The 26,148-nt window shown below is 71.7% G+C and carries 26 protein-coding genes; 22 read left to right on the top strand and 4 right to left on the bottom strand.

All coding sequences use genetic code 11. The annotated features are described in order from the left end of the window. The first annotated feature begins 30 nt into the window (after positions 1 to 30). The 3 genes from K7G61_RS06650 (at position 31) to K7G61_RS06640 (ending at position 4,264) form a co-directional block, all read left to right on the top strand. Positions 31 to 744: an HAD family phosphatase gene (locus K7G61_RS06650; RefSeq protein WP_225845716.1), complete on the top strand. Its 714-nt coding sequence runs from the start codon at positions 31 to 33 to the stop codon at positions 742 to 744. Positions 745 to 1,032: 288 nt separating this feature from the next. After that, positions 1,033 to 2,631 carry an ABC transporter substrate-binding protein gene (locus tag K7G61_RS06645; RefSeq protein ID WP_225845715.1) on the top strand — a complete coding sequence of 533 codons (1,599 nt, stop codon included), beginning with the start codon at positions 1,033 to 1,035 and terminating at the stop codon, positions 2,629 to 2,631. A 28-nt stretch (positions 2,632 to 2,659) separates the two neighbouring features. Then, entirely contained in the window at positions 2,660 to 4,264 is a 1,605-nt protein-coding gene (locus K7G61_RS06640; RefSeq protein WP_225845714.1) for an ABC transporter substrate-binding protein, read from the top strand. Positions 4,265 to 4,398: 134 nt separating this feature from the next. Here the strand turns inward: K7G61_RS06640 and K7G61_RS06635 are convergent, their stop codons facing one another. Together K7G61_RS06635 and K7G61_RS06630 are read right to left on the bottom strand one after the other, a co-directional pair. Next, positions 4,399 to 5,070 (bottom strand): response regulator transcription factor, encoded by a 672-nt coding sequence (locus tag K7G61_RS06635; protein ID WP_225845713.1) that lies wholly within the window; start codon positions 5,068 to 5,070, stop codon positions 4,399 to 4,401. A gap of 13 nt (positions 5,071 to 5,083) precedes the next feature. Then, complete coding sequence (locus tag K7G61_RS06630) at positions 5,084 to 6,070, bottom strand: RecB family exonuclease (RefSeq protein ID WP_374204070.1); 987 nt, start codon at positions 6,068 to 6,070, stop codon at positions 5,084 to 5,086. Positions 6,071 to 6,252: 182 nt separating this feature from the next. Here K7G61_RS06630 and K7G61_RS06625 point away from each other — a divergent pair, with 182 nt between their 5' ends. The 3 genes from K7G61_RS06625 (at position 6,253) to K7G61_RS06615 (ending at position 9,352) form a co-directional block, all read left to right on the top strand. Beyond that, entirely contained in the window at positions 6,253 to 7,476 is a 1,224-nt protein-coding gene (locus K7G61_RS06625) for a site-2 protease family protein (protein ID WP_225845711.1), read from the top strand. A 70-nt stretch (positions 7,477 to 7,546) separates the two neighbouring features. Continuing rightward, positions 7,547 to 8,458, top strand: coding sequence for a tRNA (adenine-N1)-methyltransferase (locus K7G61_RS06620; protein ID WP_225845710.1), 912 nt, complete (start codon positions 7,547 to 7,549; stop codon positions 8,456 to 8,458). Between the two features lie 327 nt (positions 8,459 to 8,785). Then, entirely contained in the window at positions 8,786 to 9,352 is a 567-nt protein-coding gene (locus tag K7G61_RS06615) for a hypothetical protein (protein WP_225845709.1), read from the top strand. Between the two features lie 82 nt (positions 9,353 to 9,434). Here K7G61_RS06615 and K7G61_RS06610 read toward each other — a convergent pair whose 3' ends face one another. Continuing rightward, positions 9,435 to 9,740: a ferredoxin gene (locus tag K7G61_RS06610; protein WP_225845708.1), complete on the bottom strand. Its 306-nt coding sequence runs from the start codon at positions 9,738 to 9,740 to the stop codon at positions 9,435 to 9,437. Between the two features lie 250 nt (positions 9,741 to 9,990). Here K7G61_RS06610 and arc point away from each other — a divergent pair, with 250 nt between their 5' ends. From arc to prcA, 5 genes are all read left to right on the top strand, one after another. Further along, positions 9,991 to 11,757, top strand: coding sequence for a proteasome ATPase (gene arc, locus K7G61_RS06605; protein WP_225845707.1), 1,767 nt, complete (start codon positions 9,991 to 9,993; stop codon positions 11,755 to 11,757). A 96-nt stretch (positions 11,758 to 11,853) separates the two neighbouring features. Beyond that, positions 11,854 to 13,365: a depupylase/deamidase Dop gene (gene dop / locus K7G61_RS06600; RefSeq protein WP_225845706.1), complete on the top strand. Its 1,512-nt coding sequence runs from the start codon at positions 11,854 to 11,856 to the stop codon at positions 13,363 to 13,365. A gap of 180 nt (positions 13,366 to 13,545) precedes the next feature. Further along, complete coding sequence (locus K7G61_RS06595) at positions 13,546 to 13,764, top strand: ubiquitin-like protein Pup (RefSeq protein ID WP_225845705.1); 219 nt, start codon at positions 13,546 to 13,548, stop codon at positions 13,762 to 13,764. A 105-nt stretch (positions 13,765 to 13,869) separates the two neighbouring features. Beyond that, positions 13,870 to 14,718 (top strand): proteasome subunit beta, encoded by an 849-nt coding sequence (gene prcB / locus K7G61_RS06590; RefSeq protein WP_225845704.1) that lies wholly within the window; start codon positions 13,870 to 13,872, stop codon positions 14,716 to 14,718. Between the two features lie 104 nt (positions 14,719 to 14,822). Beyond that, positions 14,823 to 15,569: a proteasome subunit alpha gene (gene prcA, locus K7G61_RS06585; protein ID WP_225845703.1), complete on the top strand. Its 747-nt coding sequence runs from the start codon at positions 14,823 to 14,825 to the stop codon at positions 15,567 to 15,569. An 86-nt stretch (positions 15,570 to 15,655) separates the two neighbouring features. On the opposite strand, the gene K7G61_RS06580 is transcribed toward prcA, so the two are convergent. Then, a complete protein-coding gene (locus K7G61_RS06580) occupies positions 15,656 to 16,678 on the bottom strand; it encodes a LacI family DNA-binding transcriptional regulator (RefSeq protein WP_225845702.1) in 1,023 nt (340 codons plus the stop codon). A gap of 249 nt (positions 16,679 to 16,927) precedes the next feature. Between K7G61_RS06580 and K7G61_RS06575 the strand changes: the two genes are divergently transcribed. From K7G61_RS06575 to K7G61_RS06525, 11 genes are all read left to right on the top strand, one after another. Continuing rightward, positions 16,928 to 18,175 carry an MFS transporter gene (locus K7G61_RS06575; protein WP_225845701.1) on the top strand — a complete coding sequence of 416 codons (1,248 nt, stop codon included), beginning with the start codon at positions 16,928 to 16,930 and terminating at the stop codon, positions 18,173 to 18,175. Positions 18,176 to 18,184: 9 nt separating this feature from the next. Continuing rightward, positions 18,185 to 19,546, top strand: coding sequence for a Pup--protein ligase (gene pafA / locus K7G61_RS06570; protein ID WP_225845700.1), 1,362 nt, complete (start codon positions 18,185 to 18,187; stop codon positions 19,544 to 19,546). An 81-nt stretch (positions 19,547 to 19,627) separates the two neighbouring features. Next, complete coding sequence (locus K7G61_RS06565) at positions 19,628 to 20,641, top strand: FKBP-type peptidyl-prolyl cis-trans isomerase (RefSeq protein ID WP_225845699.1); 1,014 nt, start codon at positions 19,628 to 19,630, stop codon at positions 20,639 to 20,641. A gap of 58 nt (positions 20,642 to 20,699) precedes the next feature. Further along, on the top strand, positions 20,700 to 21,071 hold the full coding sequence (locus tag K7G61_RS06560; RefSeq protein WP_225845698.1) for an FKBP-type peptidyl-prolyl cis-trans isomerase: 372 nt from the start codon (positions 20,700 to 20,702) through the stop codon (positions 21,069 to 21,071). 114 nt (positions 21,072 to 21,185) lie between these two features. Beyond that, positions 21,186 to 22,127 (top strand): YafY family protein, encoded by a 942-nt coding sequence (locus K7G61_RS06555; RefSeq protein ID WP_225845697.1) that lies wholly within the window; start codon positions 21,186 to 21,188, stop codon positions 22,125 to 22,127. Positions 22,128 to 22,197: 70 nt separating this feature from the next. Continuing rightward, positions 22,198 to 23,124, top strand: a complete 927-nt coding sequence (locus K7G61_RS06550) for a YafY family protein (protein ID WP_225845877.1) — start codon at positions 22,198 to 22,200, stop codon at positions 23,122 to 23,124. A 7-nt stretch (positions 23,125 to 23,131) separates the two neighbouring features. Then, positions 23,132 to 23,377: a phage terminase large subunit family protein gene (locus K7G61_RS06545; RefSeq protein ID WP_225845696.1), complete on the top strand. Its 246-nt coding sequence runs from the start codon at positions 23,132 to 23,134 to the stop codon at positions 23,375 to 23,377. A 110-nt stretch (positions 23,378 to 23,487) separates the two neighbouring features. Beyond that, the gene (locus tag K7G61_RS06540; RefSeq protein WP_225845695.1) at positions 23,488 to 23,691 is read left to right on the top strand and encodes a hypothetical protein; all 204 of its coding nucleotides are present in this window, start codon (positions 23,488 to 23,490) and stop codon (positions 23,689 to 23,691) included. Between the two features lie 141 nt (positions 23,692 to 23,832). Continuing rightward, the gene (gene tatA / locus K7G61_RS06535) at positions 23,833 to 24,114 is read left to right on the top strand and encodes a Sec-independent protein translocase subunit TatA (protein WP_225845694.1); all 282 of its coding nucleotides are present in this window, start codon (positions 23,833 to 23,835) and stop codon (positions 24,112 to 24,114) included. A gap of 103 nt (positions 24,115 to 24,217) precedes the next feature. Beyond that, complete coding sequence (tatC, locus tag K7G61_RS06530; RefSeq protein ID WP_225845693.1) at positions 24,218 to 25,168, top strand: twin-arginine translocase subunit TatC; 951 nt, start codon at positions 24,218 to 24,220, stop codon at positions 25,166 to 25,168. Between the two features lie 39 nt (positions 25,169 to 25,207). Continuing rightward, positions 25,208 to 26,104 carry a diacylglycerol kinase gene (locus K7G61_RS06525; protein ID WP_225845692.1) on the top strand — a complete coding sequence of 299 codons (897 nt, stop codon included), beginning with the start codon at positions 25,208 to 25,210 and terminating at the stop codon, positions 26,102 to 26,104. Positions 26,105 to 26,148: the final 44 nt, after the last annotated feature.

Here is a 26,148-nt window from a genome sequence, read left to right as displayed (position 1 = left end):
GGGGAACGACCGAGCCGAGGAGTGGGGCGTATGACCAGCAGCATCGCCGTCGCCGACACCTGGATGGCGCAGGGACCCGGCCCGCAGGCCGTTCTCCTCGACCTGGACGGGACCCTGGTGGACACCGAGGGCATCTGGTGGGCGGCGGAGTCCGAGGTCTTCGCGGACCTCGGGCACGTGCTGGACGAGGCGCACCGCGAGGTCGTCGTCGGCGGGCCGATGTCCCGCAGCCTGGGGCACCTGATGGCCGTCACGGGCACCACCGCGTCCCTGGCCGAGCTCACCGCCGCGATCAACACCCGGTTCGAGGAGCTGATCGTGAAGGGGGCGCCGCTGATGCCCGGCGCCCGGCGGCTGCTGACCGAGCTGTCCGCGCACGGCGTCCCCACCGCCCTGGTCTCCGCCTCCCACCGCCGCACCATCGACGCCATGCTGCGCACCCTGGGCGCCGAGAACTTCTCCTTCACCGTCGCCGGCGACGAGGTGGCCCGTACCAAGCCGCACCCGGAGCCCTACCTGACCGCGGCCGCCCGGCTGGGCGCCGACCCCGCCGCGTGCGTGGTCGTCGAGGACACCCTCACCGGTGTCACCTCGGCCGAGGCGGCCGGCTGCCACGTCGTCGCCGTCCCCTCAGTGGTGCCCATCACACCCGCCCGGCGCCGTACCGTGGTCCGCTCGCTGGAGGAGCTGAGCGTGTCCTTTTTCCGCACTTTGATGAGCGCTGTGAATCCGCGTATTCACTGAGCGTGTATACGGCAAGGTCGGCGTGGAAATCCCGTCCGCCCCACAGCGAACTTTGACACCCCTTTGGTGCTGATCACACGCAATCTCGGTATCGTCGCCCGAGCGTGCCCGCGGGATGTGCTGGAATACCTGCGGTGACCGCACGGTGGGGGATCAACGGCCCGCACACGCATGCCTTCCCGGTCTTCAGCCTCTCCGGTTTCCGGTGCGCTGCCGGCCGGCCCGGCTGTGCGCGGACCGCCGCGGTCACCACCGGCACATGAAGCAGCAAGAGGAGAACGACGACCGATGAACCGCAAGCTTCTGGTGCTGCCCGCCCTGCTGGGCGTCCTCGCACCCGTGATCAGCGGGTGCGGCAGCTCCAGCGGGGGGAGCGGCGACGGTGGCAAACCCATCGTCCTCGGCACCACCGACAGCATCGAGCTGAGCAAGGACAATCCCGCACCGCTCGACCCGGCCACCTCGTACGACAGCGCGCCCTGGAACATCTTCTACAACACCTTCCAGATGCTGCTGGGCTATCCGCGGGGAAGCACCACCCCGAGCCCCGACGCCGCCAAGGAATGCCACTACACCGACGCGTCGGGGCTCACCTACCAGTGCGTGCTGCGGGACGGTCTGAAGTTCTCGAACGGCGACGGACTGACCGCCCAGGACGTGAAGTTCTCCGTCGACCGGATGCAGAAGATCAATTTCCCGACCGGTCCGGCGTCCCTGATATCCGGCGTCACGTCGGTGTCCGCGCCCGACGACACGACCGTCGTCTTCCACCTCAAGGCGCCCGACGCGACGTTCCCGGCCAAGCTGGCCACCCCCGCGGCGGCCATCGTCGACCACAAGGTCTACTCGGCCACCAAGCCGTACGACGGCCTCAAGCTGGTCGGCTCCGGGCCGTACACCATGCGGGACTTCGTCCAGGGCGAGGGCGGCACCTTCACCAGGAATCCGCACTACCGGGGCCTGCTCAAGCTGAACAACAGCAGCGTGCGGCTGCGGCTGTTCGACGACTCCGCCAAGATGGAGGCCGCGCTCAAGAGCGGCGCCATCGACGTCATGACACGGCAGCTGGCCCCCAACCAGATCAGCGCCCTGCTCGACGGCGGCGACCAGAACATCAAGCTCACCGAGGCGCCCGGCGGCGAGGCCCGCTACCTGTTCCTCAACACCGCCGCGCCCGGACTGCGCAGCAAGGCGGTCCGGCAGGCCATCGCCCAGGTCATCGACCGCCAGGCGATCACCCGCGACGTCTACAAGCGCACCGCCGACCCGCTGTACTCGGTGGTCCCGCAGGGCATCACCAGCCACACCAACTCGTTCTTCGACACCTACGGCAGCCCCAGCGTCGCGAACGCCAGGCGCACCTTGCGCGGCGCGGGCATCACCGGCAAGGTTCCGCTGACCATCAACTTCCGCCGCGACAACGGCGGCACGATGAACCAGCCGGAGGCCGAGGAGATCAAGAGCCAGCTCGACGCCAGCGGGCTGTTCGACGTCACGGTCCAGAGCGAGCAGTGGGCCGCCTTCCTCAAGGCTGCCTCGCGGCGCCAGTACCAGATCTTCGCGATCAGCTGGCTGCCGGACTTCCCGGACCCCGACAACTACATCGCGCCGTTCTTCGACAAGGACAACTTCCTGAACCTGCCGTACTCCAGCAGGAAGATTCAGGAAACGATTCTGCCGCAGACCCGGCGCCTGGCGGAGCGCAGCACGACGAGCGAGGCCTTCCAGGTCGCGCAGCAGATCATCGCCCAGGACGTACCGCTGCTGCCGCTGTGGCAGGGCAAGCAGTACATCGCCGCCCGCAACGACATCACCGGCGTCGAATGGGCGCTCAACTCCTCCACCACCACGCAGTTCTGGGAGCTCGGCCGTGGTGTAGCAGGCTGACCGGCACAGAAGAGGGAGATCGTCGAGGATGAACCGCAAGCTGCTCGTTGCCCCGGCCGCCATCGGCCTGGCGATACCGCTGCTCGCCGGATGCGGATCCGGCTCCGGCAGCGGAGGCGACGGCAAACCCATCGTGGTCGGTACGACGGACCAGTTCCAGATGTCGAAGGACAACCCGGCACCGCTCGACCCGGCGACCGGCTACGACATCGGCACCTGGAACGTGTTCGAGAACACGTACCAGACGCTGCTGCGCCTGCCGCGCAGCGGCACCGACCCCGAGCCGGAGGCCGCGAAGGAGTGCCACTTCACGGACAGCCTCGGCGAGCAGTACCGGTGCACCATGCGGGACGGTCTCACCTTCTCCAACGGGGACAAGATCACCTCCGAGGACGTCAAGTTCTCGGTGGACCGCATGCTGCGGATCAACGACCCCAACGGTCCCGCGGGCCTGATGACCAACGTGGACCGGGTCGAGACCCCCGACCCGTCCACGGTGGTCTTCCACCTCAAGGACCCCGACTCCACCTTCCCGTTCAAGCTGTCCACCCCGGCCGCGGACATCGTGGACAGCAAGGTCTACTCGGCGACCAAGGTCCACACGGGCTTCGGCGTGGTGGGCTCCGGGCCCTACACGCTGGCCTCGTGGGACCCGGGCAAGCGGGCGGTGTTCACCAGGAACTCCAGATACAAGGGGTCGATCAAGCTCCAGAACAGCAAGATCGAACTGAGGTTCTTCACCACCTCGGCCGCGATGGAGTCCGCCCTGAAGGCCGGCACCATCGACGTGATGAACCGCACGATGACGCCCGACCAGATCAACCGGCTCATCGTCGGCGGCGACGGCAGCGTCAAGCTGACCGAGGCGCCCGGTACGGAGATCCGCTACCTGGTCTTCAACACCGCCGACAAGACCGCGGCGCAGAAGGCGGTACGGCAGGCGGTGGCCGAGCTGGTCGACCGGCAGTCCATCACCAGGGACGTGTACCAGCGCACCACCGAGCCGCTGTACTCGATGGTGCCCCAGGGCATCACCGGCCACTCCAACCCGTTCTTCGACATCTACGGCGACCAGCCCGACAGGGCCAGGGCCAAGCAGTACCTGAAGGACGCCAAGATCTCCACCCCGGTACCGCTGACCCTGTCGTACACCACCACCCACTACGGTGAGGCGACCGCCGCCGAGTTCGCCAAGCTCAAGCAGGAGCTGGAGAGCAGCGGGCTGTTCAAAGTGTCGCTCAACCCGGTCGCGGACTGGCAGGCGTACAAGGCGTCCTACCGGGCCCGCAAGTTCCAGGTGTTCGGGATGGGCTGGTTCCCGGACTTCCCGGACCCGGACAACTACCTGGCGCCGTTCTTCGGCGTCGACAACTTCCTCAAGCTCGCCTACCAGAACCCGACCATCCGCGACCAGATCATCAAGGACACCCGGCAGAAGACCGAGCGCAGCGGCGCGGTGGGCGACTTCCAGCAGGCGCAGCGGCTCATCGCCCAGGACGTGCCGATCCTGCCGCTGTGGCAGGGCAAGCAGTACATCGCGGCACGCAACAACATCACCGGCACCGAGTGGGCGCTGAACGCCTCCTCGACCACCCAGTTCTGGGAGCTGGGCCGGGGCGTCGCCACCAGCTGAGCGACGGGCGGCGGCCACGCGCGGCCCCGAGGGCACGCGGCCGTGAGGGGCCCGCACCGGCGTCGACGCCGGTGCGGGCCCCTCACGGTGCGGGCCGGGAGCGGGCCCCGCCGGCCCGGGCGGGTGGCGGGTCCTCAGGCCGAGCCGGGACGCACCAGGCCGCTCTCGTACGCGTACACCGCGGCCTGCACCCGGTCGCGCAGCGCCAGCTTGGTCAGCACATGGCCGACATGTGTCTTCACCGTGGTCTCGCTGACGAACAGCTCGGCGGCGATCTCGGCGTTGGACAGCCCGCGCGCCACCAGCTTGAGCACCTCGATCTCGCGCTCGGTCAGGTCCTTGACCGGCGGCGGCACGGCCTCCTCGCCGGACGGCAGGCGGCCCGCGTACTTGTCGAGCAGCCGCCGGGTGATGCTCGGCGCCAGCATCGCCTCGCCGGCCGCCACCACCCGGATCGCCTGCACGAGTTCGGCGGCCGGCGCGTCCTTGAGCAGGAAGCCGCTCGCGCCCGCCCGCAGCGCCTCCACCACGTACTCGTCGAGGTCGAAGGTGGTCAGCACCAGCACCTTCGCCGGGCCCGACCGGTCCGGGCCGGTGATCTGCCGGGTGGCCTCCACCCCGTCCATCCTGGGCATGCGGATGTCCATCAGGACCACGTCGGGCTGCAGCGCCCGCACCTGGTCCAGCGCCTGCTGCCCGTCCCCGGCCTCGCCGACCACGGCCAGGTCCGGCTCCGCCTCCAGGATCATCCGGAAACCGGTACGCAGCAGGGGCTGGTCGTCCACCAGCAGGACGCGAATCGCCACGGCCTCTCCTTCGCTAGACCGCACCATTCTGGCCCACCGCCTCGGCCGCCTCCGCCATGCGCACGAGGGGGTACGGCGGGGGAGTGCCGCCGAACTCCGGGCACAGCGCCTGGTGGTCGCACCAGCCGCACAGGGGGGTGCGGCGCGGCCGCCAGTCCCCGGTGGCCGTCGCCTCGCTGATGGCCCGCCACAGCGCCAGCAGCTTGCGCTCGGTGTTCAGCAGGTCGCCCGGCGTCGGGTCGTAGGTGAGCACGTCGCCGCTGCCGAGGTAGACCAGCTGCAGCCGGCGCGGCACGATTCCGCGCAGCCGCCACAGCACCAGGGCGTAGAACTTCATCTGGAACAGCGGTTCGTCCGCGTACTCGGGGCGGGGGGCCTTGCCGGTCTTGTAGTCCACCACCCGCAGGTCGCCGGTGGCGGGCGCCACGTCCAGCCGGTCGACGTAGCCGCGCAGCGTCAGGCCCGACTCCAGCACCGTCTCCACGTACATCTCGCGTTCGGCGGGCTCCAGCCGGGTCGGGTCCTCCAGCGCGAACCACCGCTCGACCAGCGAGCGCGCGCTGTCCAGCCAGGTGGCCAGCGCACCGGGCTCCGCGGCCTGGAACAGCGCCCCCAGCTCCGGGCGGGCGGCCAGCAGCCGCTCCCACTCGGCCTCGACCATGCCGGTGGCCCGCGCCGGTGTCCGCTCGGCCGCGGGCGCGTCGAAGAGGCGCTCCAGCACGGCGTGCACCACCGTGCCCTTGGCGGCGGCCTCGCTGGGCTTCTCCGGCAGCCGGTCGATCACCCGCAGCCGGTACAGCAGCGGGCAGCGCATGAAGTCCGCGGCACGCGACGGCGACAACGACGTCGGCGGCCGCGGCGGAACGGTCACTGCTCCCGTCCCGGTCCCTGCTCCCGTCCCCGGCCCCGCCGCCGGCCCGCTCCCCGTACCGGTGGCCCCACCGGTCTCCGTCCCGGTGGCCCCACCGGTGTCCGTCCCGCTTTCCGTCTCGGTCCCCATGGGGGACGACCCTACGGCCTGCCACTGACAACGCCGGCCCGCGGGCAGGCCGCGGGACACGGCCCGGTCCACGCCCTGCCGGTGCGGTAGGTGCCCCGGGGAGCGGAGCAATAGCATGGTCGCGGAGCCGATCGTCCCGCATCATTCGGTACGAGGGTCCTGACCAGCGACGAGGGGAACCAGTGAGCGAGAGCGGTCGGTCGCCGTCCCGGAACAGCCGCGTCCCGGGCGAGGACGGCGGGTCCGGCGCGCCCCGCAGGGAGGCCCGCGGCGGCATTCTCATGGGCCGCTTCTTCGGGGTCCCGATCTACGTGGCGCCGAGCTGGTTCCTGGTCGCCGCGCTGATCACGTGGGTGTTCGGCGGCCAGCTCGACACCGTGCTGCCGGACCTGGGCAAGGTCAGGTACCTGGTGTCGCTGTTCTTCGCGGTCGCCTTCTACGCCTCGGTGCTCGTCCACGAGCTGGCCCACACCGTGGCCGCCCTCCGCTTCGACCTGCCCGTACGGCGGATTCAGCTCCAGTTCTTCGGCGGTGTCTCCGAGATCGAGAAGGAGTCCGACTCCCCGGGCCGCGAATTCGTGCTGGCCTTCGTCGGTCCGCTGCTGTCACTGGTCCTGGCCGGCGCCTTCTTCGGCGGGATGCAGCTGGTCGAGGCGGGCACCGTGCCGGGGGTGCTGCTCGCCGGCCTGATGGTCAGCAACTTGATCGTTGCCATTTTCAACTTCCTGCCGGGGCTGCCGCTGGACGGCGGCCGGATGCTGCGGGCCGTGGTCTGGAAGATCAGCGGCAAGCCGATGACCGGCACCGTGGCCGCCGCCTGGGTCGGCCGGGCGCTGGCGCTGGCGGTGCTGATCGGGCTGCCCATGCTCTCGTACGCGGGCGGAGTCGGCGGCTCCGGCGGCGCGGACTCCCTCACCGACGCCCTGCTCGCCGCGATCCTGGCCGCGATCATCTGGACCGGCGCGGGCAACAGCCTGCGGATGGCCCGGCTGCGCGAACGGCTGCCCGGGCTGGCCGCCCGCACCCTGACCCGGCGCGCGGTGCCCGTCGCCTCCGACACCCCGCTGTCCGAGGCGCTGCGCCGGGCCAACGAGGCCGGCGCCCGCGCCCTGGTGGTGGTCGACGGCAGGGGCACGCCCACCGCGCTGGTGCGCGAGTCGGCGATCGTCGGCATCCCCGAGCACCGCAGGCCCTGGGTGGCGGTGAGCGGCCTGGCCCAGGACCTCACCCCGGGGATGCGGGTGCCGGCGGAACTGGCCGGCGAGGACCTGCTGGACAAGCTGCGCGCCACGCCGTCCACCGAGTACCTCGTCGTGGAGGCCACCGGCGAGATCTACGGGGTGCTGTCCACCTCTGACGTCGAGCGCGCCTTCCTCGCGGCCATGTCGCGCGGCGCGGACGGCTGAGGGCGCAGGCGCCGGGCGTGGCCCGGCCGCCCGGTACGGGGCCCCCGCCCGGGCCGGATAGGGTGGGTTCATGTCCGAACCGACTGGTGCCGCCCGCCGTCGCGGGCCCTTCAAAGTCGGGGACCAGGTCCAGCTCACCGACCCCAAGGGACGCCACTACACCTTCACGCTCGAAGCCGGGAAGCAGTTCCACACCCACAAGGGCGCTTTCCCGCACGACGAGCTGATCGGCGCCCCCGAGGGCAGTGTGGTCAGAACCACGGGAAACGTCGCCTACCTCGCGCTGCGCCCGCTGCTCCCCGACTACGTCCTGTCCATGCCCCGCGGCGCCGCCGTGGTCTACCCCAAGGACGCGGGGCAGATCCTGGCGATGGCCGACATCTTCCCGGGTGCCCGCGTAGTCGAGGCCGGTGTCGGGTCCGGGTCGCTGAGCAGCTTCCTGCTGCGGGCGATCGGCGACCAGGGGATGCTGCACAGCTACGAGCGCCGGGCGGACTTCGCCGAGATCGCCACCCAGAACGTCGAGCGGTATTTCGGCGGCCCGCACCCGGCCTGGCGGCTCACCGTCGGCGACCTCCAGGACCACCTCTCGGACACCGACGTGGACCGGGTGATCCTGGACATGCTGGCGCCCTGGGAGTGCCTGGACCCCGTCGCCAAGGCGCTCGTGCCCGGTGGCATCCTGTGCGCCTACGTGGCGACCACCACACAGCTCGCGCGCACGGTGGAGGCGATCAGGGAGCAGGGTTCTTTCAACGAGCCGGCCGCCTGGGAGACCATGGTGCGCACCTGGCACGTGGAGGGCCTCGCCGTCCGGCCCGACCACCGGATGATCGGTCACACGGGCTTCCTGCTCACCGCCCGCCGCCTCGCCGACGGCGTGGAGCCGCCGCTGCGCCGCCGCCGCCCGGCCAAGGGCGCCTACGGCGAGGACTACACCGGGCCGGGGAGCGCGAGCGGCGGCGGCGCCACGCGGGACTGACCCGCCACCGCGCGTTTCCGGCCAACTTCGGCACGCCGCCGCGGGTTTGTCCGCTCCCGGACGCCCGCGGCGGCTGTTCGCGCACGTCGGACCGGGCGGACAGCGCCCGGGAGGCCGCCTCTCCACGCCCAGGAAGGCCGCGCCGGCGCCCCGGCGGCCCGCGCCCAGGCGGCCCGCGCCCGGCCGCGTCCTGGAGGCCGTGTCCGCGCCCGGCCCGCGCCGGCCCGCCCGGCCCCGCGACCCCCCCGACCCCCGCGTACCGCCCCGGTGTGACGTGTGGCACCATGCTGGCCACCCCCCGCAGAACCGACCCCGGGAGACAGGCGAGTGCAGCCCTCCGCAGGCCCGGACCTGCCGCACACCCGAGCCCGTGCCGTGCACTGGATCAGCACCGCCGCCGTCCTGGGCGCCGTGGTCGGGGCCGCCGCCCTGGTGCAGCCCGCCGACGCCTCTCCCGGCGCCGACGCCAAGCCCCCGGCCCGTACCACCACCGCCGCGCCCGACCCCAAGGCGGTCACGTACCCGCTGACCTGCGCCGCCGGCGCCGCGGTGGACATCGTCGGCAAGGTGTCCGGGGACCTCGACGGGGACGGCCGGCCCGAGACAGTTGCCGTGGTGCGCTGCCACTCCGACCTGGGAACCCCGCCCAGCGGCGTCTACGTGATCGGCGCGCCCGCCGGCACCCCCCGTATCGAGGCGATGCTGGTCGATCCCAAGGAGGACCGCGAGATCACCGGCTTCCGGCTGGACGGCCGCACCGTGCGGGCCACCGTCCTGGGCTTCTCCAGCGACTCCACCCCGCGCTGCTGCCCCGACCTGCGGCGCGACTACGCGTGGAAGTGGCAGGGCGGCCGCTGGGTAGCCATCCCCGGCCCGCGGCCGGGCAGCGTGTGACGGTCGTCACGGCGAATACGCGCTCAGCGAACACGGCGGGCCCGCACGGGGCGGGCCGCCCGGCGGCCGGACGCCGGGCCCGTCACTCAGCGTCGGGCCCGTACACCTCGACGCGGTCGGCCACCCGCCGCACATGGATACAGTCGCCGGGGCACTTCTTCACCGAGTCCACGACGTCCGTCAGCAGCGCCACGGGAACGGGTACGGTGGCACCAGGGGACTGTCGCAGCTCGTCGTCGTCACCCTTGACGTAGGCGAGACCGTCGATGTCGAGCTCGAACACCTCGGGCGCGTACTGCGCACAGATCCCGTCGCCCGTGCACAGGTCCTGATCGATCCAGACCTCCAGTGCCTCGCCGACCGAGTTGTCGCTCACGGTGTCGCTCACGGAAACCCTCGCCTGCCGTTAGTCGTTCCAGCCCTGCGGGAAGCAAGCGTTCCCGGCGGCTGTTGACCGGAACGACGATACAACCGGCGGCTTTCGGATGGAGATCGGCGGGTATCCCAGTGGCGGAGGGACGTGCGCAAGGGTGAAGATCGGACACACCGCGATCGTCTTTGTGATCTAGGGGTTTCAACCCCTACCGGCCCAGGTAGGGTCTGGAAACGTCCAGCTCCCCTTGGAGGAGGTGAGGACCGTGGCGGCCCACGACGACGACATCAACCGTGGCGGCCGACCCGCTCGTGGATCGGAAGATCCCATGAGCCAGGTCGCCTTTCTTGAGCAGGAGATCGCCGTCCTGCGACGCAAGCTCGCCGACTCTCCGCGGCACACGAGGATTCTCGAAGAGCGGATCGTCGAGCTGCAGACCAACCTGGCGGGCGTGTCGGCCCAGAACGAGCGGCTGGCGAACACCCTGCGCGAGGCGCGTGACCAGATCGTGGCCCTCAAGGAGGAGGTCGACCGGCTCGCCCAGCCACCGGCCGGCTTCGGCGTGTTCCTGCAGGCCAACGACGACGGCACGGCCGACATCTTCACCGGCGGCCGCAAGCTGCGGGTGAACGTGAGTCCCGCGGTCGAGCTGGAGGAGATCCAGCGAGGCCAGGAAGTGATGCTCAACGAGGCGCTGAACGTGGTTCAGGCCATGGAGTTCGAGCTGATCGGCGACATCGTCACCCTCAAGGAGATCCTGGAGGACGGCGAGCGGGCCCTGGTGATCGGGCACACCGACGAGGAGCGGGTGGTGCGGCTGGCCGAACCGCTGCTCGACGGCACCCTGCGCACCGGTGACGCCCTGCTGCTCGAACCCCGCTCCGGATACGTCTACGAGCGTGTCCCCAAGAGCGAGGTCGAGGAGCTCGTCCTGGAGGAGGTCCCCGACATCGACTACCGCCAGATCGGCGGTCTCGGCAACCAGATCGAGCAGATCCGCGACGCGGTGGAACTGCCCTACCTGCACGCCGATCTGTTCAAGGAGTACGAACTGCGCCCGCCCAAGGGCGTGCTGCTCTACGGTCCGCCCGGCTGCGGCAAGACGCTCATCGCCAAGGCGGTGGCCAACTCCCTGGCCAAGAAGGTCGCCGAGGTGACCGGACGCCCGCAGGGCAAGAGCTACTTCCTCAACATCAAGGGCCCCGAGCTGCTCAACAAGTACGTGGGCGAGACCGAGCGGCAGATCCGCCTGGTCTTCCAGCGGGCCCGCGAGAAGGCCGGCGAGGGCACTCCGGTCATCGTCTTCTTCGACGAGATGGAGTCCCTGTTCCGCACCCGCGGCTCCGGCGTCAGCTCCGACGTGGAGAACACCATCGTCCCCCAGCTCCTCGCCGAGATCGACGGCGTCGAGGGCCTGGAGAACGTGATCGTGATCGGCGCCTCCAACCGCGAGGACATGATCGACCCCGCGATCCTGCGGCCCGGCCGCCTGGACGTGAAGATCAAGATCGAGCGGCCGGACGCCGAGGCGGCCAAGGACATCTTCTCCAAGTATCTGCTGGACACCCTGCCGCTGCACGCCGACGACCTCGCCGAGCACGGCGGCTCGCCGGCTGCCACCGTGGACGCCATGATCCAGTCCGTGGTGGAGCGGATGTACTCGGAGACCGAGGAGAACCGCTTCCTGGAGGTCACCTACGCCAACGGTGACAAGGAGGTCCTGTACTTCAAGGACTTCAACTCCGGGGCGATGATCCAGAACATCGTGGACCGGGCCAAGAAGATGGCGATCAAGGACTTCCTGGACCACGACCAGCGCGGGATGCGCGTCTCCCACCTGCTCGCGGCATGCGTCGACGAGTTCAAGGAGAACGAGGACCTGCCGAACACCACCAACCCCGACGACTGGGCGCGGATCTCCGGGAAGAAGGGCGAGCGGATCGTGTTCATCCGCACCCTGGTGACCGGAAAGCAGGGGGCGGACACCGGCCGTTCCATCGACACCGTGGCGAACACCGGACAGTATCTGTAAGCACTACCCTCCGGCTGCGGGGCCCCTACCGCGGGTACCCGCAGCCGGTGTGCTTTCCGGCCCGCACGGCGCCGGAGCGGGGCAAGGAGGGTCCGCATGACCGTACGGCGAGTAATGGGCATCGAGACGGAGTACGGCATCTCCGTCCCCGGACACCCGAACGCCAATGCCATGCTCACCTCGTCCCAGATCGTCAACGCCTATGCGGCGGCGATGCACCGGGCGCGGCGAGCCCGGTGGGACTTCGAGGAGGAGAACCCGCTGCGGGACGCCCGCGGCTTCGACCTGGCCAGGGACGCGGCGGACTCCACCCAGCTCACCGACGAGGACATCGGCCTGGCCAACGTCATCCTCACCAACGGCGCGCGGCTCTACGTCGACCACGCCCACCCGGAGTACTCGTCACCCGAAGTGACCAATCCGCGCGACGCGGTTCTCTGGGACAAGGCGGGCGAGCGGATCATGGCCGAGGCGGCACTGCGGGCCGCCCAGCTCCCCGGCGCCCAGCCGATCCACCTGTACAAGAACAACACCGACAACAAGGGCGCGTCCTACGGCACGCACGAGAACTACCTGATGAAGCGGGAGACCCCGTTCTCGGACATCGTGCGCCACCTGACGCCGTTCTTCGTCTCCCGGCAGGTCGTCACCGGGGCCGGCCGGGTCGGCATCGGCCAGGACGGCCACGAGGACGGCTTCCAGATCAGCCAGCGGGCCGACTACTTCGAGGTCGAGGTGGGCCTGGAGACGACCCTGAAGCGGCCCATCATCAACACCCGCGACGAACCCCACTCCGACGCCGAGAAGTACCGCCGGCTGCACGTGATCATCGGCGACGCCAACCTCTCGGAGCTGTCGACCTACCTCAAGCTGGGCACCACCTCGCTGGTGCTGTCCATGATCGAGGACGCGTTCATCAAGGTGGACCTGGCCGTGGACCAGCCTGTGCGCACCCTGCACGAGGTCTCCCACGACCCCACGCTGCGGCGCCTGGTCACGCTGCGCAACGGCCGCACACTGACCGCGGTGCAGCTCCAGATGGAGTACTACGAGCTGGCCCGCAAGTACGTCGAGGAGCGGTACGGCTCCGACGCGGACGAGCAGACCCTGGACGTGCTCGGCCGCTGGGAGGACGTGCTGGGCAGGCTGGAGACCGATCCGATGAGCCTGGCCGGCGAGCTGGACTGGGTGGCCAAGCGGGAACTGCTGGAGGGCTACCGGCGGCGCGACGACCTGGGCTGGGACGCCGCCCGGCTGCACCTGGTCGACCTGCAGTACGCCGACGTGCGCCCCGACAAGGGCCTGTACAACCGCCTGGCGGCCCGCGGGCGCGTCCGGCGCCTCCTGGACGAGGACGACGTCCTGCGGGCCGTCACGCACCCGCCGGAGGACACCAGGGCCTATTTCCGCGGCCGCTGCCTGGAGCAGTTCGCCGACGACGTGGCCGCGGCGTCCTGGGACTCGGTGATCTTCGACCTGCCGGGCCGGGACTCCCTGCAGCGCGTACCGACGCTGGAGCCGCTGCGCGGCACCCGCAAGCACGTCAAGGAGCTGCTCGACCGCTGCCGCACGGCCGAGGACCTGGTCCGCATCCTGTCCGGGGGCTGAAACGGGCCAGAACCGGGAAACAACCCAGTGGCGGTCGTACGTTGAGCCAATCGAGCGCTGATGTCGGACCCTGCTTGTAGGGTCTGATCTTGTACGGGTTCCGCTCCGCGGGGCCGGTACGGCTCGGCACGGCAGGTAACGGCACGCAATCGAGCGCACAAATCGAGCGGGGTGAGGGACATGGCTACAAAGGACACCGACGGCGGACAGCAGCGGGCGACGCGGGCCACGGAGGACGTCGAGGAGGTCCAGCAGGACGCCCAGGCGGCCGATGACCTCAAGGAACGCCACGAGAAGCTCTCGGACGACGTGGACTCGGTCCTGGACGAGATCGACGACGTCCTCGAGGAGAACGCGGAGGACTTCGTGCGGTCGTTCGTCCAGAAGGGCGGCCAGTAACCGCACCCCACCAGCCCGCCCCGCGGCCCAGGACCGCGGGGCGGATGGATTTCCGGGCCATGGGTAGGGTCCGTACCGACTTCATGATCGTGTGGAAGGAAACGCGTGGAAGCCAACACTCGTAGCACCACCGGGCGTCTGCCGGCCGCCTTCCTGACGCCCGGCTCGTCCTCGTTCATCGACTTCCTGGGCGAGCACTCGCCCCAGCTCCTGCCGGGCAACCGGATGCTGCCGCCGGTCAAGGGCGCCGTGGAGCTGCCGCACGGCACCACCATCGTGGCCGCCACCTTCGAGGGCGGCGTCGTCCTCGCCGGTGACCGCAGGGCGACGATGGGCAACGTGATCGCACAGCGCGACATCGAGAAGGTGTTCCCGGCCGACGAGTACTCCGCGGTGGCCTTCGCCGGCACGGCCGGCCTCGGCGTGGAGATGGTCAAGCTCTTCCAGCTGGAGCTGGAGCACTACGAGAAGATCGAGGGCGCGACCCTGTCCCTGGAGGGCAAGGCCAACCGCCTGACCACCATGATCCGCGGCAACCTGGGCATGGCCCTGCAGGGCCTGGCCGTCGTCCCGCTGTTCGCGGGGTACGACACCGAGCGCGAGAAGGGCCGCATCTTCTCCTACGATGTGACCGGCGGCCGCAGCGAGGAGCAGGGCTTCGCGGCCACCGGCTCCGGCTCGGTCTACGCCCGCGGGGCGCTGAAGAAGCTCTACCGCCCGGACCTGTCCGAGCGCGCGCTGGTCACCGCCATCGTCCAGGCGCTCTACGACGCGGCCGACGACGACTCGGCCACCGGCGGCCCCGACCTGAGCCGCAAGATCTTCCCGATGGTCGCGGTCATCACCGAGGACGGCTTCCGCCGGCTCCCCGACGCCGAGGTCGGCGAGATCGCCCGCGCGGTGATCGACGGGCGGCTGGAGAGTCCCGACGGACCCAGGGCCGAGGTGCTGTGACGACCGGCCGGGCGCCCGGCGCGCCCGCTCGGCACTCCCGGATCCCCTCAGCGCTTCCCGCAGCGCCCCTCGCGGCGCCGACAGCAGAAAGGCACGGTTAGCCGGTGTCCACGCCCTTTTACGTCTCGCCCCAGCAGGCCATGGCGGACCGCGCCGAGTACGCCCGCAAGGGCATCGCGCGTGGCCGCAGCGTCGTCGTGCTCCAGTACACCGACGGCATCGTGTTCGTCGCCGAGAACCCGTCCAGGGCCCTCCACAAGGTCAGCGAGATCTACGACCGGATCGCCTTCGCGGCGGTCGGCAAGTACAACGAGTTCGAGAACCTGCGGATCGGCGGCGTGCGGTACGCCGACCTGCGCGGCTTCACGTACGACCGCGACGACGTGACGGCCCGCGGCCTGGCCAACGTCTACGCGCAGACGCTGGGCACGATCTTCTCCAGCGTCGGCGAGAAGCCGTACGAGGTCGAACTGATCGTCGCGGAGGTCGGTTCGGCCCCCGAGGACGACCAGATCTACCGGCTGCCGCACGACGGCTCGATCGTGGACGAGCACGGCGCGGTCGCGGTCGGCGGGAACTCCGACCAGATCGGCAGCTACCTCGACCAGCGGCACCGGGACGGGATGACCCTGGCGGAGGCGCTCGCGCTGGCCGTCGAGTCGCTCAGCCGGGACACCAACGGCGGGGACCGCACCCTGACCGCGGAACAGCTCGAAGTGGCGGTGCTCGACCGCACCCGGCCGCAGCAGCGCAAGTTCAAGCGCGTCCTGGGCCGTCAGCTCTCCCGGCTGCTGGAGACGGAGAGCGCGGCGACGGCCAAGACGGACGAGCCGTCCGACGAGGAGGAGTAGGGGCGGGCGGCCCGCCCCGCGGCCGGCCGGTCTGCTGGAGGGCGGGCCGGCCGGGGCACGGCCGGTGCGGCGCGGGCCCGCCCGGGTCAGCCGGGAGCCGGACCGGTGGAACCCCGGACCACCAGGCGGACCGGCAGCTCGCCCGATTCCGGCCGTCCGCCGTCGAGGAGCCTGAGGAGCGCCGCCATCCCGGCGGCGCCCACCTCCTCGGCGGGCAGCCGGACCGTGGTCAGTTCGGGGTCGAGCGCGCCGGCCAGTGACAGGTCGTCGAAGCCGGACACCGACAGGTCCCGCGGCACTCGCAAGCCCAGCGTGCGCGCCGCCTTGAGGGCCCCCGCGGCCAGCAGGTCCCCGTCGCACAGCAGGGCGGTGGGGCGCGGCCCCGGCGCGGTGAGCGCGCGGAAGGAGGCCTCACGCGCCGCCTGGACGTCCAGCGCGCACCGCACGGTGCGCGTCAGCGCGTCCGGGACATCGCTCAGCTCGGCCGCCACGGCCCGGGCCCGCACGCGGAAGGTCCAGGCGTCCACGTCCCCGGCCACGTGCGTGATGCGCCGGTGGCCCAGCGCGAGCAGATGCCTGGCCATTTGGCGGATGCCGTCGGCGACCGCCAGGTTGACGGTGGGGGCGCCGCCCGGAGCCGCCGGATCGCTGTCGAGCATCACCAGGGGCAGTCCGCCCGCGCGGCCCCCGTCCCCGATCCCGGCGAGCGCGTCCGCGGCCATCGAGGAGGCGAGCACCCCGTCGATCGCGGCCCGCGCGGAGCCGAAGGGGTCGCGGGCCGGCCCGACACCGGCGGGGGACGGGTAGAGCACCACCCCGAAGCCGTGCTCGGCCGCCACCGCGGCGGCCCCGGTGTAGACACGGGCGAAGTACTCGTGCGTGAGGGCCGGGACCACGAGAAGCGCGGTCCCGGCCCGCCCGGTCCGCAGGCTGCGCGCCGCCAGGTTGGGCCGGTAGCCCAGGTCCCCGGCGGCGTCCCGTACCGTCTGCGCCGTCCGTTCCGAGACCCGTCCGCGCCACTTGCCGCCGAGGACCAGCGACACGGTGGCCTGCGACACCCCCGCGGCCCGCGCCACGTCCCGCGAGGTGGGCCCGCCGCCGTTCCTCACCGCGCGCCCGCCCCGGTGCGAACGGCGTGTCCGGCGTGCCCGGCGCGTGCCCGGCGGCGGCCCCGCGCGGGCATCGCGCCGGCCCTCCCGCGCCCGGTACCCGCGGCCCCCTCGTGCCCCATCGGCTCCTCCGCCTTCCTTCGCGTCCGGTACCGCGGTCCGGGCGGTTTACCCGGCGGCTCGCGCCATGGTACGTATGACGTCGACGTTATACGTAAAACTGCGAGCGGGTGCGGGAGAGGGGTCGCGATGGCCGGCGGGTACGGGGACCTGCTGCGGACGCCGTACGCCGCGCGGCTGCTCGCAGGGACGCTGGTGGGGCGGCTGCCCAACGCCATGGCCGCGCTCGCGATCGTGCTGTTCCTGCGGGCGCAGGGCGCCGGATACGGCCTGGCCGGGAGCCTGTCGGCGCTGTACGGGCTGGCCGTGGCGGTGGGCCAGCCGGTCCTCGGGCGGGCCGTGGACCGGCGCGGGCAGCCCCGGGTGATGGCCGCGGCCGCGCTGTGCTCGGCGGCGGGCTTCGCCCTGCTGGCGGCCGTGGGGCCGCGCCCGGCGCCCCTGGCCGCGGCCGCCGTGGCGCTGGCCGGGATCGCCACGCCGCCGCTCGAGGGCGGCCTGCGCGCCCTGTGGCCCGACGTGCTGCGCACGCCCGACCGGGTGCAGAAGGCGTACGCCCTGGACGCCGCGGCCCAGGAGGTGCTGTTCACCGCCGGGCCGCTGCTGGTCTCGCTCGCCGTGGCCGCCGCCTCCGAGGCCGCCGCCGTGGTCCTCACCGGACTGCTCGGTGTCGCCGGGACCCTCGTCGTGGTCACCGCCCGGCCCTCGCGCCAGTGGCGCGCCCAGGAGCGGGCCGCGCACTGGCTGGGCGCCCTGCGCTCGCGCGGCCTCGCCGTACTCCTGTGCGCCTGCTTCTTCGTCGGGATCGCGCTCGGCGCGATCTCGCTCGCCGCGGTGGCCTACGGGGACGCGCACGGCGGCGGGCCGGTCGCCGCCTGGGTACTGGCCGCCAACGGCGCCGGCGCCCTGGCGGGCGGCCTGCTCTACGGCGCCCGGCACTGGGCCGGTGCCCCCGAGCGGCGGCTGACGGCCCTGTCGCTGGCCCTCGCGGTGTGCTACTCGCCACTCCCGCTGACCCCCGGCGTGCCCTGGATGGCCCTGCTCGCCGGGCTGGCCGGTTTCTTCCTCGCACCCACCCTGGCCTGCGCGTTCCTGGTCGTGGACCGGCACGCTCCGGCCGGTACGGTGACCGAGGCGTTCTCCTGGGTGGTCACCGCGATCGGCGTGGGCGCGGCCGGGGGAACCGCGACCGCCGGCCTGGCCGCCCAACACGGCGGGACCTCCGCCGGATTCGCCGTGGCCGCCGCGGGCGGGGCCGCGGCCGCCGTCGTACTGGTGGCCACCGGCCGAATCCTGACGGATCCAAACCTCGGAAAGCAGCCGGAAAAAGATCGAAACGGAGCGGTCGAACCCCGTTTCAGCACCACGCATCGGGCGTAATGTTCAGACATGGACCGCCGCATTTTCGGGCTGGAGAACGAGTACGGCGTCACATGTACGTTCAGGGGACAGCGGCGTCTGTCGCCTGACGAGGTGGCGCGGTACCTCTTCCGCCGTGTCGTGTCATGGGGCCGCAGCAGCAATGTCTTCCTGCGCAACGGGGCCCGCCTCTACCTCGACGTGGGCTCGCACCCGGAGTACGCCACCCCGGAGTGCGACAACGTCACCGAACTCGTCACGCACGACAAGGCCGGCGAGCGCATCCTCGAAGGGCTCCTGGTGGACGCCGAGCGGCGCCTGCACGAGGAGGGCATCGCGGGCGACGTGTACCTGTTCAAGAACAACACCGACTCGGCCGGCAACTCCTACGGATGCCACGAGAATTACCTGGTGGCCCGGCACGGGGAATTCTCCCGGCTGGCGGACATCCTCATTCCCTTCCTCGTCACCCGGCAGCTTCTGTGCGGCGCGGGCAAGGTGCTGCAGACCCCGCGCGGCGCGGTCTACTGCGTGAGCCAGCGGGCCGAGCACATCTGGGAGGGCGTCAGCTCGGCGACCACCCGCTCCCGCCCCATCATCAACACCAGGGACGAACCGCACGCCGACGCCGAGCGGTACCGGCGGCTGCACGTCATCGTCGGCGACTCCAACATGTCCGAGACCACCATGCTGCTCAAGGTCGGCGCCACCGACCTGGTGCTGCGCATGATCGAGGCCGGCACCGTGATGCGCGACCTCACCCTGGAGAACCCGATCCGGGCCATCCGCGAGGTCAGCCACGACATCACCGGCCGCCGCAAGGTCAGGCTCGCCTCCGGCCGCGAGGCCTCCGCCCTGGACATCCAGCAGGAGTACTACTCCAAGGCAGTGGAGTTCTGCGAGCGCCGCGGCATCCGCACCGGCGTGATCGACCAGGTGCTGGAGCTGTGGGGCCGCACCCTGGACGCCATCGGCACCGGGGACCTGTCCAAGGTCGGCACCGAGATCGACTGGGTGATGAAATACCACCTGATCGAGCGATACCGGAACCGGGACAACATCACGATGTCCCACCCCCGGGTCGCCCAGATAGACCTCGCGTACCACGACATCCACCGCCGCCGCGGGCTGTACTACCTGCTGGAGCGCAAGGGCCAGGCCAAGCGGATCTGCAGCGACCTGAAGATCTTCGAGGCCAAGTCGGTGCCCCCGCAGACCACCAGGGCCCGGCTGCGCGGCGACTTCATCCGCCGGGCGCAGGAGCAGCGCCGCGACTTCACCGTCGACTGGGTGCACCTCAAGCTCAACGACCAGGCACAGCGGACGGTGCTGTGCAAGGACCCCTTCCGTTCGGTGGACGACCGTGTCGAGAAGCTGATCGCCGGTATGTGACCAGGGGTACGGCACCCCGTAGGGTGTGGGGCGGCACAGCCGACCCCACCGCCCCGCACCCGACCCAACGAGGAAGACTCCGTGCGCCGTCGCTCCGTACTCGCCGCCGTACCCGCTCTTCTGCTGACAGCCGCGGGCTGCGGCAGCAACGACAAGAAGAGCGACTCGGCCTCCTCGCCGTCGCCGTCCGGCTCCTCGCAGAGCCCGTCCGGCACGCCGACGCCCTCGGCCAGCCCGTCCGCGAAGATCGTGAGCGGGCCCGTGCCCGCGATCACCGGCGGCACCGGCTTCAACCAGAAGCCGACCGTCGCCAAGGGCACCGGCACCCCGTCCACGGACCTCGCCGTCAAGACGGTGATCCAGGGGGACGGCCCGAAGATCGCCGCCGGTGACTACATCCAGGTGAACTACCTGGGCCAGATCTGGTCCACCGCCAAGGTCTTCGACACCTCCTTCGGACGCGCCCCGTACACCAACGTGATCGGCGAGGGCAAGGTCATCCCCGGCTGGGACCAGGGCATGGTCGGGCAGAAGGTCAAGAGCCGGGTCGAGCTGGCCATCCCGCCCGCTCTCGGCTACGGCAGCTCCGGCAACGCCCAGGCCGGCATCAAGGGCACCGACACCATCGTCTTCGTCGTCGACGTCCTCAACCGCTTCAACGGCAAGAGCAGCGCCAACGGCAAGCCCGTCGCGCAGAGCGACGCGAGCCTGCCCAAGGTCGGCACCAACACCGACGGCAAGCCCCCGGCCATCACCGTGCCCAAGGGCAAGGCCCCCACCAAGCTCGTCGCGAACTACGTCCTGGAGGGCGACGGCCCGGCGGTCAAGGCCACCGACACCCTGCTGCTGCAGTACAAGGGCGTCCTGTGGACCACCGGCAAGGAGTTCGACTCCAGCTACAAGACCGGCCAGCTCGCCGCCTTCCCGCTGGCCCAGCTGATCAAGGGCTGGCAGCAGGGCCTGGCCGGCAAGAAGGTCGGCAGCCGGGTCATGCTCGTCACCCCGCCCGACCTGGCCTACGGCAGCCAGGCCAACAACGGCATCCCGGCCAACTCCACCCTCGTGTTCTGCCTGGACATCCTGGCCGTTCTCTGAGGCCCGGCCCGGTCTGGAAGACTGTCCCGGTTGCCCGCACCACCACGAGGAGCATCACGTGAGCATCGACAAGCCCGAGGTCGACTTCCCGGGCGGCGAGCCCCCGGCCGATCTGGAGATCAAGGACATCTGGGAGGGCGACGGCCCGGCGGCGAAGGCCGGTGACATGGTCTCCGTGCACTACGTCGGCGTGTCCTTCTCCACCGGCGAGGAGTTCGACGCGAGCTGGAACCGGGGCACCCCGCTGCAGTTCCAGCTCGGCGCCGGGCAGGTCATCGCCGGCTGGGACCAGGGCGTGCAGGGCATGAAGGTCGGCGGCCGCCGCCAGCTGACCATCCCCGCGCACCTCGCGTACGGCGACCGCGGCGCCGGCGGCAAGATCGCCCCCGGCGAGACGCTGATCTTCGTCTGCGACCTGGTCTCCGTCTGACCGGGTCCACCCGCGACCCGAAGGCCCCGGCGATCCGCCGGGGCCTTCGGGTTTTCCGTTGGGCGGCCGGGAGCGGTACGGTCGGCGATCGAGGGCGGAGACGAAGGGTGCGGGATGGCGATTGCCAAGGCCGAACGGCTGATGAACCTGGCGCTGTGCCTGATGAACACCCGGCGGCCGGTCACCAAGAAGGAGCTGCGGGAGTCCATCGAGGCCTACCACGAGGTCACCTCCGACGACGCCTTCAACCGGATGTTCGAGCGCGACAAGGACGACCTGCGCGAACTCGGCCTGGTCATCGACACGGTCGAGAACCTCGACGGCGAGTTCGGCTACCTCGCCCGCAGCGACCGCAACCGCCTGCCGGACATCGCGCTCGACCCGGAGGAGGCCGCCGCGCTCGCCCTGGCCGCCAAGGTCTGGCAGCAGGCCCGGCTCGCCGAGGCGGCCAGCGGGGCACTGCAGAAGCTGCGCGCGGCCGGCGTCCCGTACGAGGACGCCACGAGCGCGCTGGAGCCGCGCATCCCCGCCCCCGAGCCGGCCTTCGAGCCGCTGATGCTGGCCACCCGGGAGCGCCGGGCGGTCGCCTTCGACTACCGCAAGGCCAACGCGGTGCGCCCCGAGCCGCGGCTGGTCGAGCCGTGGGCACTGGAGTGCTGGCGCGGCCACTGGTACATGGCGGGACACGACCGCGACCGCGGCGCCGTGCGGGTCTTCCGGCTGTCCCGGATCACCGGCCGGGTCCGCGCCCGAGGCGCCTTCACCGTCCAGGTGCCCGACCACGTCGACGTACGCGAGGCCGTGGCCCGCTGGGCGGGCGAGGGCGCCACCGCGGCCACCGCCCGGATCCGGCTGCGCCGCGACAGCGGCTACCCGCTGCGGGCCCGCGCGGTGACCACCACCCCCGTCGACGCCGACTGGGACGAGCTGGAGGTCCCCTACGGCCACGGCCTGGACGCCTGGCTCGCCGAGTTCGGGCCCGACGTGGTGGTGCTGGCCCCCGACGAGCTGCGCGCCGAGGTCCTGGACCGGCTGCGTGCGGTGGCGAAGGGCTGAGGGGGCCGGGCATGAGGGGCGCGGGCGTGAAGGAGGCGAAGTGAGCAACGCGATCGACCAGACCCGGCGGATGCTGTCCCTGGTGACGTATCTGCGGGAGCGGCCGGGGGCTCGGGTCAGCGACGTGGCGCGCGCCTTCGGCGTGACCGAGGCGGAGCTGATCGGCGACCTCAACGTGCTGCCGCTGTGCGGCACCAGCTTCCGCGGCGGCGACCTGCTGGACATCGACACCGACGGCGAGCGCATCTGGTGGCACAACCCCGGCACCGCCGACGACGTGGCGCAGCCGCTGCGGCTGGCCGCCGACGAGGCCACCGCGCTGCTGGTCGCCGCCCGGGCCGTGGCCAACCTGCCCGGCCTGCGCGACAGCGACCGCGAGGCGCTGCGGCGGGCCGGCGCCAAACTGGAGGAGGCCGCGGGCGAGGCCGCCGCCGTCAGCGGCCGGCTGTCGGTCACCTTCGAGTCCGAGGGGAGCGTCTTCGCCACCGTGGACCGCGCGATCACCGAGCGCCGCCGGCTGTGGATGCGCTACTACTCCCCGGCCCGCGACACGCTGACCGAACGTGAGGTCGACCCGATCCGCCTGTTCGCCGTCGGCCACACCTACGTGGAGGGCTGGTGCCGGCTCTCGGAGGACCGCCGCACCTTCCGGCTTGACCGGGTCGCCGAGATCCGCCTGCTGGACGCGCCGTCCGACCCGCCGCGCATCGAGCCGCGCGACCTGTCCCAGGGACTGGTGCAGCCGGCCGGCGACGACCCCGAGGTGGTGATCGAGGTCGGCCCCGGCGGCCGCTGGGTGGCCGAGTACTACCCGCACGACAGCGCCGAGGAACTGCCGGACGGCGGTATGCGGATCACCCTGCGCACCCCCGACCCCGGGTCGCTGCGCCGCCTCGCGCTGCGGCTCGGCCGGGACGGCCGGATCGTTGCGCCCGCCGCGCTGGCCGCGCAGGCGCGGGACGCGGCCGTGGCGGCCCTGGCCGGCTACGGGGAGTGAGCGCCCCATGACCACCGCCGCCGTACCGCCGCACGCCGCCGGCCCCGCCGTCTTCCGGGCCGGCTGCCCGCACTGCCGCGCCAGCTTCCAACTGGCCGCCGCCGACCTGCGGCTGGCCATCGGCGGTTCGGCGCGCACCACCTTCTACTCCTTCACCTGCCCCGAGTGCGGCGAGGCGGTCCGCAAACCGGCCGGTGAGCGGATCGTGGAACTGCTCACGAACGGCGGGGTCAGCACCATGCGGCTGGCCTGAGGACGTACGGCCGGTACGAGGGCGTGCGGCCCTGCGCGGGGGGTGCGGCCGGTCCGGCGTGCGGTGGGCCGGGCGGGCGGTGGGCCGGCCGGGCGGTAGGCTCGCCGTCCATGTGGTGGCTCTTCATGTGGGTCGGCCTGGCGACCGCCGGACTGCTGGTGCTGGGCGTCCTCGCCGTACGCGTCTTCCTCGCGGTCCACGAACTGGCCCGGCAGGTCGCGGCGAGCACCGAGGCGCTGAGCGCGGCGGGGGAGCGGCTGCGGCGGGCCGCGGTCCCGGTCGCCGAGCGGGCGGGAGAGATCTCACGGCGCTGACCCCCCTTACACCGGCACCCGGGGAAGGTACCCTGACCGGGGCGCCATCGATCGGATCACCGGATGAACCCGGCGGTTCGGCCGCAGGCGCTGCGATCGAGCCGTACGTCCACGCCGCCAAGGTGAGAAGGTAGTCCTTTTATGCTCGGCAATCTCAAGCCCCTCGAGATCGTGCTCATCCTTCTCGTCATCGTCGTCCTCTTCGGTGCCAAGAAGCTGCCGGACGCCGCCCGGGCCCTGGGCAAGTCCGCCCGCATCCTCAAGAGCGAGGCCAAGGCGATGAAGGACGACGGCTCCGGCGGCACCGCGAAGTCCGCCGCGCAGGAGCAGCCCGCGCCCCGTACCATCCAGTCGGCGCCCGGTGACACCGCAAGCGCCCGCCCGGTCGCCGAGACCGCCGAACGCGGGACGCCGCAGGGCTGACCGCCGGCGCGCCCCGGCCGCACGGGACGGGACCGGCCCGCCCGCCAGGTGAAGGACGAAGCCGCCACGCCGCTGGCGGCTGCCGCACGAGACGAGGACGTGGGTGCTCAAGACTGCCCGCAAGCAGGCCAAGGAGGCCAAGCCGGCCAGGCCGGCCAAGGATCCCGAGGGGCGGATGCCCCTCGGGGAACACCTGCGTGAGCTGCGCAACCGGCTGTTCAAATCGGTGCTCGCGATTCTGGTCGTCACCATCGTGGCGGCCTTCTTCTACCGCCAGATCCTGGAGATCTTCCAGCACCCGATCCTGAAGGCGGCGGGCTGCCCGGACGGCGCCGACCACCTCAGCAAGGGCAAGGCATGTGCCCAGCTGACCGTCACCGGCCTGATGGGCGGTTTCTCGATCGCGCTGAAGGTCGCCCTGATGACCGGGCTCATCGTCAGCTCGCCGGTATGGCTGTACCAGCTCTGGGCGTTCCTCGCGCCCGGCCTGCACAAGAACGAGAAGCGCTACACCCTGGCCTTCGTCGGCACCGGCGTGCCGCTGTTCGTCGGCGGCGCCGCGCTCGCGTACGCGATCCTCCCGCAGAGCGCGAAGATCATGATCGGCTTCGTGCCGGACCACACGGTGAACCTGGTGCCGCTCGACCAGTTCATCGACCTCGTGCTGCGCCTGGTCGTCGTCTTCGGCGTGGCCTTCGAACTGCCGCTGGTCCTGGTCCTGCTGAACTTCACCGGCGTGGTCACCGGCCGCCGCATGCTCGGCTGGTGGCGCGGCATGGTCATCGGCATCACCGTTTTCGCCGCCATCGCGACCCCCACCGGTGACCCGGTCACCATGTGCCTGCTGGCCGCGCCGATCGTGTTCCTGTACTTCCTGGCCATGGGCGTGTGCTTCATCAACGACCGCCGCAAGGCGCGCAGGCTGGCCGCCGACCCGGACTTCTCGCTCAGCCCCGACGAGGCCTCCTCCCTCGACCACGTGCCGGAGCAGATCACCGCACAGCCGTTCGACCACGGCGAGCCGCGCGACGAGGACTACGACGACGCGACCTGACCCGCGCGCGGGCCGCCCCGCACCCGGTAGGGTCCGCCCGTGACCAGCGACATCACTCTCCTCGTCAATCCCGCGGCGGGCCGCGGACGGGGCGCCGGGGCCGCCCGGCCGGCCGCCGAGGCGCTGCGCGCCGCCGGGTACACGGTCCGCACGGTGGTCGGTGAGGACGCCGCCGACGCCCTGCGCCGGGCCCGCGCGGCGGTCGCCGACGGCACCCGCGCGCTGGTCGCCGTCGGCGGTGACGGCATGGTCTCGCTCGCCCTGCAGGCCGTCGCGGGCACCGGCACCCCGCTGGGCGTGATCGCGGCGGGCACCGGCAACGACTTCGCGCGGGCGAGCGGCCTGCCGGTACGCGACCCCGCGGCGGCCGGCCGTGCGGCGGCCGCCGCACTCAAGGAGGGCCGCGAGCGCGCCCTCGACCTCGGCCGGGTCGGCGACCGCTGGTTCGGCACCGTGCTGGCCTCCGGCTTCGACTCCCGGGTCAACGACCGCGGCAACCGTATGACGTGGCCCGCCGGCCGGTTCCGCTACGACGTGGCGATGCTCGCCGAACTCGCCGCGCTGCGCCCCATCCGCTACCGGGTCACCTTCGACGACACGCCCGAGCGGGAGATCGAGGCCACGCTCGTCGCCGTCGGAAACGGCTCCTCGTACGGCGGCGGCATGCGGATCTGCGCCGACGCCGCCATGGACGACGGACTGTTCGACGTGTGCGTGGTGGGCCCGTGCAGCCGCACCACCTTGCTGCGGGTCTTCCCCCGCGTCTACCGCGGCACCCACCCCGGCCACCCGGTCGTCACCGTCCACCGGGCCGCCCGCGTGCGGCTCGACACGGCGCCCGGCGAGGACGTCACCGGGTACGCGGACGGGGAGCGGCTGGGGCCGCTGCCGCTGGAGGCGCACACGGTGCGGGGCGCGGTGCGGCTGCTGGCCTGAATTAAGATCACGCGCCCTGTCGGTCCCGCCCGGTACGCTCGATA

The organism is Streptomyces sp. HPF1205 (assembly GCF_020400825.1).
GTDB lineage: Bacteria > Actinomycetota > Actinomycetes > Streptomycetales > Streptomycetaceae > Actinacidiphila.
Note: the sequence above shows the minus strand (reverse complement) of the source record. Positions and strands in the feature narration are given on the sequence as shown.